Here is a 9,109-nt window from a genome sequence, read left to right on the forward strand (position 1 = left end):
GTTGCGGTACTTGCGTGTGCAAGTACCGCAACCAGAGGACTAAACGCCAGGGGTTACAGGAGTTCGAGCAGGAAGGGGAGTTCCTGGGGCGCGTACCAGGCGAGTTCGTGGTCTTCGGCGTCGCCGAGGGTGAACTCCGCGTCCGGGTCGCCGAGGTCGGCCTGGTCGATCACCGCGGCGGCGGCCCGCACGGACTCCTCCGCCTCGGCGGCGTCGACGTGGATCGCGGCGACATCGGCGATCTTCACCGGCCCGGAAAGCCGGACGACGGCGGCGTCGAGGTCCGGGCGCGGCTTGGCGTCTTCGACGTCGGCGGAGACGACCACCCGCCGGGGTTCGCCCTTCTCCTCGGCCTCGATGAGCCGGAGCGACGCCCTTGCCGCGTCCAGCAGCGCCGCGTACTCCAGTTCCTCGTCGGACCCGCTGGCGTAGGACTCCCGCAGTGCCGGGGTCAGCGCGAACCCCGTGCCGCTGCGCGCCCGGAACTCACCGGCGGTTTCGAGATCGCGCAGCATCGCGATCGTCCCGGGTAGATAGACCCTCACCAGTGCGCACCTTTCAGCTCTTCCAACGATTCCTCGATCATCCCGGCGAGAAGGTCCACATCGGACACGGCCTTGCGGTCGCCGTTCAGTCCGAAGTAGACACCGCCGTGGTACGAGGTGACCCCGATCGCCAGCGCCTGATTGCGCACCAGCGGCATGACCGGGTACATCTCCACCATCTTCGCCTGTCCCGCGTAGAGCGGCACCTGCGGGCCCGGCGAATTCGTGATCAGCACGTTGAAGATGCGCCCCGACATCGATCCGGCCACCCGCGCGCCCAGCGAATGCAGGGTCGCCGGCGCGAAACCGCCGACGGTCAGCAATCCGCGCGCGGCGACCGAGCGGCCAGAATCGAGGTGATCCGCCATCGCGTGCCCGATGTGCTGAAGCCGCAGGACGGCGTTCGGCTCGCCGACCGGGAGGTCGATCAGGTAGGCGTCGACCTGGTTCCCGAGCAGCGCCGGTGTCGAATACTCGGCCGTTTCGGCGTCGCGGACGGCCATCGGCACCAGCGCGCGCACCGTGGTCGTCGCGGTCAACGTCGACCCGCGGGAGAGCAACCATTCCCGCAGCGCGCCGGTGATCGCCGCCAGCACGACGTCGTTGACCGTGCCGCCGTGCGCGGCCCTGACCTTGCGGAAGTCCTCCAGCCGGGTGCGGACCACGGCGAACACGCGGCCACCGGAGGTACGGACGTTGAGCGGTCCGGACGGCGCCGGATTCACCATCGTCTTCAGCGCCGACGCGACGTCGCCGACCGTTTCGGTGACCTTGCCCGCCATCGCGGCGGCGTCGTGGGCGATGGACCGGACGTTCTCCACCAGTTCCGTCGGCCGCCGCACGGTCTCGGCGACCGCGTCGAGGATCAGCTGGGTGCGGCTCGGTTCGCGGCGCGGATGCCAGGTGTCGTCGAACGGTTCCGGTTCCTGCGGGGTGGCGTCGAGGATCAGCTGGCCGAGATCGATGGTGCCGATTCCGTCCACAACGGACTGGTGCGTCTTGGTCACCAGCGCGACACGGTCTCCCGCGAGCCCCTCGACGAAGTACGCCTCCCACAGCGGCCTTCCCGGGTCGAGCCTCCGCGACATCAGGCGTGCGACGAGGTCGGACAGCTGACTGTCGGAGCCCGGCCGCGGCAGCGCGGACCGGCGGACGTGGTAGTTGAGGTCGAAATCGACGTCGTCGACCCACACCGGCCTGGTGAGATGGCCCGGGACCGCCAGCACACGCTGCCGGTATCTCGGCAGGAAAGCCAGCCGCTGCCCGATCAGGTCCAGCAGCTGCTCGTAGGCGAAGCCGTCGCGCCGTCGTTCGAAGATCGCCACGCCGCCGACGTGCATCGGGGTCGAGTGGTCTTCCACGTACAGGAACGAGGCGTCCAGCGCGGTGAGGCGGTCGGGCATGGGCCGATCCTTACATAGTGGGACACTCGCCGGTGTGGGTGATGAGTCGGCGATCTCGCCGAAGGATCGGTTCCTGACGGTGTACGGGCGGAAACCGGTGCTCGAAGCATTGGACGACGCGGCGCTCGAGGTGGACAAGGTGATTCTCGCCGACACCGTGCGCGGGCAGAACGCCGCCGAGATCGAGCGCGCGGCCAAGGCCGCCGGGGTGCCGGTGCAGCGCGCTAGCGCGCACCGGGTCAAGGTGCTGGCAGGCAACGGCAAACAGGATCAGGGCGTGCTGGCCGACGTCGTCGCGCCACGCATGCGGTCGCTGCACGCGGCGCTGTCCGAAGGCCGTCCGCCGTCGCGGGTGCTGCTGCTCGACGGGATCACCACCCCGGCGAACGTCGGGATGATCCTGCGCACCGCCACCGCCGCCGGGCTGGGCGGCGTCGTGGTGCCGCGGCGCGGGGTCGCCGCACTCGACCCGATGGTGGTCAAGGCCTCGGCCGGGGTCGCGTTCCGCGCGCCGGTACTGCGCTGCGGCAGCGCACGCGAGGCCGTCGAGATGCTCACCGAAGCCGGGTACGGGATCTACGCGCTGGGCGCGTCGGCCCGGAGTTCGGTCTTCGATGTCGAGCTGCCGCAGCGTGCGGCGTTCGTGCTGGGCGGGGAAACGAACGGCGTCGGCGCCGAGGTCGGCGAGCTGGTGACCGAGTGGGTGTCGATCCCGATGCCGGGCGAGGTCGAGTCGCTGAACGTGTCGGCCGCCGCCGCGGTGCTCTCGTTCGAACTCGTGCGACGCGCCAAGGCTCCGCAAAGCTAGCCGCTCTCCGAGAACAAGGCTCCGAGCTCGGTCAGGGTCTCCCCGACCGACGTGTGGTGCACCCCCGCCATCCCGGCCGCGACAGCGGCGCGGACGTTGTGCGCGGCGTCGTCGACGAACACGCAGCTGTCGGCGGGCAGGTCGAGCAGGCCCACGGTGAGCAGGTAGACCTCAGGTTCGGGTTTGGCCACGCCGACCTCGCCGGAGAAGACGAGCGCGTCGAAGAACGGGTCCAGTGTCCGCTTGGCCTCGTCCGACGCGCCGGGGGCGTTGGAGAGCAGAGCCGTCCGGATGCCGCGTTCCCTGGCGGCAAGGAGATACGCGTACAGCTCGTTCGCGCCGGAGTCCGTCAGCACCCCGACGTAGTCGATGACCAGCCCTTTCAGCACCACTCCACCGTACCTGCGGCGACCACAAGCGTTTCCTGCCCGTTTCATACTCTCGGGGGGTTCGTGTCGCCGGGAAGCACGTCTTCGCGCCCTTAGTTGCTGGGCGCGGCCGAGGGGGCCGCGGAGGGGGCGACCTGATGACTTCGTACGTGCTGAGACGGCTGAAACCGTTCGAGCCCGCCTGGCGGCTCGCGCTCCGCCGGAACGAGGCGGTGCACCGCGTGCCGCCGCCGGACAACCAGCTCATGCTGGACCTGCCGCTGTCCGGCAGCGGGTTCTCGCAGACACCGCCGCCGGGCCCTGGCCCGGACACGCTGGACGGACGGCAGGTCGGCAGGCTGCTCACCACGATCCTCGAGGCGTGTGACGGACGCCGTCCGGCGGCCCAGGTCGAACCGATCCTCGACCCCGCGCTCCATACCGTGCTGCTCGCTCGCGCCCGTCGACGGCCGCCCGGCGGCTACCGGCCGAAGTCGGTCCACCTGTGTCATCCGGTGGACGGGGTCATCGAGGCCTGCGCGACCGTCGAGCAGAGCACTCGGTTTCTCGCCTTGGCCGCCCGCTTCGAGCGGAAAGCGACCGGCTGGGTGTGCACCCGCTTCACTCTGCTGAAGCCGCCGCGACGGGTGTCCGCGCTCCGGCTCACCGCGTGCTGAAAGGGACTTTCCCGCATGAGACGCGACGAAGGGGCCTTTCACCGCATGAGACGCGGTGAAAGGCCCCTTCAGCTGCGTTTAGCGGCGCGGGCCCTTCTTGCCCTTCTTCTGGGAGGCGCGCTGGGCGGCACGACGCTCCCGGCGGGTCCCGCTCTGGTCGCCACCGGCGCTGTCGCTACCGTCCGAATGCGACTCGACGCCGCCGTCCTCCGACGGGCCGGACAGGGTCAGCCCGGACTGCGATCCGCCACCGAGTCCCTTGCCGCGCAAGGCGTTCGGCACGGATTCGGTGTCGGTCGCCGGTGCCTGCGGCGGCGCCGGACGCGCGTGGCGCCCGTCGCCGTTGGCGGCCTGGCCGTTCCCGGACGAGACACCGGCGGGCAGCGCGGACGCGGATTCCGGCGACGGCGCGGCGGGCTCGGCCTGCTCGACCTGGAGGTTGAAGAGGAAGCCGACGGCCTCCTCCTTCAGCGACTCCAGCATCGCGCGGAACATGTCGAAGCCCTCGCGCTGGTACTCGATGACCGGGTCGCGCTGCGCCAGCGCCCGCATCCCGATGCCCTCCTTGAGATAGTCCATCTCGTAGAGGTGCTCACGCCACTTGCGGTCGAGCACGGTGAGCATCACCTGACGCTCCAGGCTGCGCATCGCGCCTTCGCCGACCTTGCTGTCGATATCGGCTTCACGCTCGTCGTACGCGCGGTGAGCGTCTTCGAGCAGCGCCTGGCGCAGCCTGTCGGCGTCCAGATCGTCCTCGGCGGTGAGTTCGTCCCAGGTGATCTTGACCGGGTACAGCGTCTTGAGCGCCGTCCACAGCTTCTCGTGGTCCCAGTCCTCGGAGTAGCCCGTCGAAGTCTCTTCGGAGACGTACGCGTTGATGACGTCGACCAGCATGTGTTCGATCTGCTCGCGCAGATCCTCACCTTCGAGGACACGCAGGCGCTCGGCGTAAATCACCTTGCGCTGCTCGTTCATCACCTCGTCGTACTTGAGGACGTTCTTGCGGATCTCCATGTTCTGCATCTCGACCTGCGTCTGCGCGCTCTTGATGGCCTTGGAGACCATCTTGTGCTCGATCGGCACGTCGTCCGGCAGGCGCATGGTGGTCATGACCCGCTCGACCATCGTCGCGTTGAAGCGGCGCATGAGCTCGTCACCCAGCGACAGGTAGAACCGGGACTCGCCAGGGTCGCCCTGACGGCCGGAACGACCGCGGAGCTGGTTGTCGATCCGGCGGGACTCGTGCCGCTCGGTGCCGAGTACGTACAGGCCGCCGGCTTCGCGGACCTCTTCACCCTCGGCCTTGGTCTCGGCCTGGATCTCCGCGAGCACCTTCGGCCAAGCGGCCTCGTACTCCTCGGAGTGCTCCACCGGGTCGAGGCCGCGCTCACGCAGCACCTCGTCGGCGATGAGGTCCGGGTTGCCGCCGAGCACGATGTCGGTACCACGACCGGCCATGTTGGTGGCGACGGTGACCGCGGCCTTGCGCCCCGCGCGGGCGACGATCAACGCCTCCCGGTCGTGGTGCTTGGCGTTGAGGACCTCATGCGGGACGCCCAGCTTGAGCAGCAGCTTCGACAGGTGCTCGGACTTCTCGACACTCGTGGTGCCGACCAGCACCGGCTGGCCCTTCTCGTGCCGCTCGGCGATGTCCTCGGCGACGGCCTCGAACTTGGCCTGCTCGGTCTTGTAGATGAGGTCGGCCTGGTCGGCGCGGACCATCGGCTTGTTGGTCGGGATCTGCACCACACCCAGCTTGTAGGTCTGGTGGAACTCGGCCGCCTCGGTCTCGGCGGTACCGGTCATGCCCGCCAGCTTGTCGTACAGCCGGAAGTAGTTCTGCAGTGTGATCGTGGCGAGAGTCTGGTTCTCGGCCTTGATCTCGACGCCTTCCTTGGCCTCGATCGCCTGGTGCATGCCCTCGTTGTAGCGGCGGCCGTGCAGGATGCGGCCGGTGAACTCGTCGACGATGAGGACTTCGCCGTCACGGACGATGTAGTCCTTGTCGCGCTTGTAGAGCTCCTTGACCTTCAGCGCGTTGTTCAGGTAGCCGACCAGCGGCGTGTTCGCGGCCTCGTAGAGGTTCTCGATGCCGAGCTGGTCTTCGACGAACGCGACACCCTTCTCGCTGACGCCGACGGTGCGCTTGCGGATGTCGACCTCGTAGTGGATGTCGACCTTCATCAGCGGGGTCAGCCGCGCGAACTCGACGTACCAGCGCGAGGACTGGTCGGCCGGGCCGGAGATGATCAGCGGCGTCCTGGCCTCGTCGATGAGGATCGAGTCGACCTCGTCGACGATCGCGAAGTTGTGGCCGCGCTGCACGCAGTCCTCGAGGCTCCACGCCATGTTGTCGCGGAGGTAGTCGAAGCCGAACTCGTTGTTCGTGCCGTGCGTGATGTCGGCGCCGTACTGCTGACGGCGGACATCCGGCGTCTGGTCGGCCAGGATGATGCCGACCTCGAGACCGAGGAAGCGGTGGATCCGGCCCATCCACTCGGCGTCACGTTTGGCGAGGTAGTCGTTCACCGTGATGACGTGCACGCCCTTGCCGGACAGCGCGTTCAGGTACGCCGGAAGCACCTGGGTCAGGGTCTTGCCCTCACCGGTCTTCATCTCGGACACCTGACCGAGGTGCAGCGCCGCGCCGCCCATCACCTGGACGTCGTAGGGCCGCTGGCCGAGCACGCGCCAAGCCGCCTCCCTCGCCACCGCGAACGCCTCCGGCAGGAGGTCGTCGAGTGACTCGCCGTCCGCGTTCCGCTTACGGAACTCGTCGGTCTTGGCCCGCAGCGCGGTGTCCGAAAGTCCCTTGACGTCGTCTTCGAGGGTGTTGATGTGATCGGCGATGTTGCGCAGCCGCTTCACCATCTTGCCCTCGCCCGCGCGGAGCAGGCGGTTCAGCACCATCCGGTCGACCTCACTAGCTGGTTTGTGATCGCACCCGAGCCGATCCCGGGCAGTCTCGTCTGCGGCGGCGCCGGGTTGCGCACCGCCGCCGTCCGACCCCCATCGTAGGGAACACCTCGGTGTTCGCGCACGCACCGTCCGTCGGGACCTCGGGCCGGACACATCAGCGGCCCGCACACGAACTCGTGCGGGCCGCTGATGTGGACGCTATGGACGCTGTGGCGTTCCCGGTCCGGCTGGCTAACTCAGCCGGATGACGCCGTAGTCGAAGCCTCGCCTCCGATAGACGACGCTCGGGCATCCGGCGTCGGAGTCGTTGAACAGGTAGAAGTCGTGGCCGACCAGTTCCATCTCGTAGAGAGCCTGGTCCACCGTCATGGGGTCCGCGTCGTGCTTCTTCTCGCGGACGATGCGACCGGGTTGGTGTTCGGTCACCCCGTCATCCCAGCGCTGCTGGGGCATCTCGAAGTCCTCACCGCTCCCGGCAGCGAAACCGTTGGCCAGGGATTCGGCCTCGGGCGCTTCGAGTACAGCGGTGCCTGCCAGATGTCCGGTGTCGGTGGTCATGCCACCGGCGGCCGCCATCGAAGTCGCCTCGGCGACGGATTCCGGACGGCTGCGCCCGTAGTGCACGCGCCGGCGGTCGTGTGTCTTCCGCAACCTGTTTTCGAGCTTGTTCAGTGCGGAATCCAGCGCTGCGTAGAAGTCGCCTGCACACGCTTCGGCGCGTACGGCGGGGCCACGGCCCTTGCCGGTGATTTCGACGCGCTGGCAGTTCTTCGACTGCCGGCGATTGGGCTCATGGAAGAGCTCCACGTCGTAACGGATGACCTTCTTGTCGTAGCGCTCTAGCCGGGCCAGCTTTTCGCTGACGAGTGCCCGATAGTGTTCGGGCACCTCCACGTTGCGGCCCTTAACGACGATGTCCATACACGACCTCCCTCGCTGAAATGACTGCGAGCTGTAGATGTGTTCACTAGGGCGCCGGTAAAGCGGGGACGAAGCCCGTGATCGCGGGCGATGAGAGAACTCGGGATACGGCCACGACGTCTCGTGTCGGATGCCCGAGCGCGGACTCAGCGCGGCTCCGGCGCCAGGGACATGGGCTGGTCACCTCCCTGCCTGCCGGGATTGCTGATAGCGCTGCACGTTAGCTGCATCACGCCGCGAGCAACAGCCCCCGAGCCGGGGGATGTCACGACGTGAGACCTCGTCACCGCATGCGACGGGGACAGTGGTGACAGCGGGGCAATCCGGCCTGTCGGACGTCGTCCCGGTGCTTTGTTTTCACGCGGACGGCGCAAGCCTTCGGGCAGGGAAAAGCCGAGGGTGACGCTGCCCGGGGAATCCGCCGCCACCCCGGTGGAGTGGCGGGGCGTTGGCGTGTTCCCCGGAAGCTGCCTCATATCTCGTCAACGCCCTTGTACCCATTCCCGTTCCCGAGTATTCGTCACTCTTGTAGGTGACCTTCCGATCACCCGGCAGCGGCCAGTGCGACAACCGCGGAAACGTGAATTCCGCTTGCGTCCAGCATTCGCGTACAAGCGGCGGCCGTCGCTCCGGTTGTGATCACGTCGTCAAGAAGAATGACCCTCTCCGGACGAATCCCCGGAACCAGCCGGATGCGGCCGTCGAGGTTCACGGCCCGCTCGGCCCTGGTGAGCTTCGCGGCGTCGCGGACCCCGGCCTTGAGCTTGAGGACGGGCGCGACCGTCGCGAGGTTTCCCTTGCTTACCAGCACTTTCGCGCACTCTTCGGCCATCCGCTGGACATGCGGGCCGCCCCGGACCCGCGAGGCGTGGCGTCTCGACGGAACCGGGACGAGGCAGTGCTCTGGCCGTATTCGCGGCAGGGCTTCGGCGAGGGCCCGGCCAAGGGACGGCGCGAGATCGCGGCGGCCGCGTTCCTTGTAGGCGAGGATCAGGCGGCGGGCTTCGTCGGCGTAGCGGGCCAGGGCGTAGACGGGCACGAGACCGGCCGTCGGGGCGCGGGTGATCTCGCTGAGCGAGCCCCAAACGGTCTGACAGGTCTCGCAGCAGGGTGCGCCGGGTGCTCCGCAGGACGCGCAGTGGGCGGGGATGAGGAGGTCGAGGAGCTTGCGGCGCTGTGGGTGGCCTGGGTGGCCTGGGCGCCTTGGGGGCTCCGGGTGATCTGGGTGGCCTGGGCGCCTTGGGTGGCTTGAGTGGCTTGAGGGCTCCGGGTGATCTGGGTGGACTAGGCGCTCTGGGTGCCTTGGGTGCTGGGTCATGGCGGGAGTGTGGTCCGGGGTTCCGACAGTTCCCGGGCCCGACGTGTCATGAGGGGTCCCCATAGGCGTCCACCCTATTTGGTTAAGGGGGCGCCCAGGACAGCCGGGGTGGATGTGAGGCGCGGCCCCCGGGGGGGGGGGGCCGGCCGG

8 protein-coding genes are annotated in these 9,109 nt (G+C 68.4%); 2 read left to right on the top strand and 6 right to left on the bottom strand.

The genetic code is table 11. The features are described 5' to 3' along the window. Positions 1–53 precede the first annotated feature (53 nt). Positions 54–545, bottom strand: a complete 492-nt coding sequence (locus AB0M65_RS38605; RefSeq protein ID WP_364039804.1) for a hypothetical protein — start codon at positions 543–545, stop codon at positions 54–56. Further along, a complete protein-coding gene (locus tag AB0M65_RS38610; protein ID WP_364039807.1) occupies positions 542–1,948 on the bottom strand; it encodes a wax ester/triacylglycerol synthase family O-acyltransferase in 1,407 nt (468 codons plus the stop codon). The genes AB0M65_RS38605 and AB0M65_RS38610 overlap by 4 nt, the downstream gene beginning before the upstream one ends. 34 nt (positions 1,949–1,982) lie before the next feature. On the opposite strand from AB0M65_RS38610, the gene AB0M65_RS38615 reads away from it, so the two are divergent. Continuing rightward, positions 1,983–2,756 (top strand): RNA methyltransferase, encoded by a 774-nt coding sequence (locus tag AB0M65_RS38615; RefSeq protein ID WP_364039810.1) that lies wholly within the window; start codon positions 1,983–1,985, stop codon positions 2,754–2,756. Here the strand turns inward: AB0M65_RS38615 and AB0M65_RS38620 are convergent. Beyond that, on the bottom strand, positions 2,753–3,193 hold the full coding sequence (locus AB0M65_RS38620; RefSeq protein WP_364039813.1) for an HAD-IA family hydrolase: 441 nt from the start codon (positions 3,191–3,193) through the stop codon (positions 2,753–2,755). The two genes, AB0M65_RS38615 and AB0M65_RS38620, sit on opposite strands and share 4 nt — an antisense overlap. 89 nt (positions 3,194–3,282) lie before the next feature. Here AB0M65_RS38620 and AB0M65_RS38625 point away from each other — a divergent pair, with 89 nt between their 5' ends. Further along, positions 3,283–3,801, top strand: a complete 519-nt coding sequence (locus tag AB0M65_RS38625; RefSeq protein ID WP_364039816.1) for an Rv3235 family protein — start codon at positions 3,283–3,285, stop codon at positions 3,799–3,801. Between the two features lie 78 nt (positions 3,802–3,879). On the opposite strand, the gene secA is transcribed toward AB0M65_RS38625, so the two are convergent. The 3 genes from secA to AB0M65_RS38640 form a co-directional block, all read right to left on the bottom strand. Then, positions 3,880–6,711 carry a preprotein translocase subunit SecA gene (gene secA, locus AB0M65_RS38630; protein ID WP_364039819.1) on the bottom strand — a complete coding sequence of 944 codons (2,832 nt, stop codon included), beginning with the start codon at positions 6,709–6,711 and terminating at the stop codon, positions 3,880–3,882. A 240-nt stretch (positions 6,712–6,951) separates the two neighbouring features. Then, entirely contained in the window at positions 6,952–7,641 is a 690-nt protein-coding gene (gene raiA / locus AB0M65_RS38635) for a ribosome-associated translation inhibitor RaiA (RefSeq protein ID WP_364039822.1), read from the bottom strand. Positions 7,642–8,185: 544 nt separating this feature from the next. Next, positions 8,186–8,791, bottom strand: a complete 606-nt coding sequence (locus AB0M65_RS38640; RefSeq protein WP_364039824.1) for a ComF family protein — start codon at positions 8,789–8,791, stop codon at positions 8,186–8,188. Positions 8,792–9,109: the final 318 nt, after the last annotated feature.

Origin of the sequence: Amycolatopsis sp. NPDC051071 (genome assembly GCF_040682875.1) — a bacterium.
Classification (GTDB): domain Bacteria; phylum Actinomycetota; class Actinomycetes; order Mycobacteriales; family Pseudonocardiaceae; genus Amycolatopsis.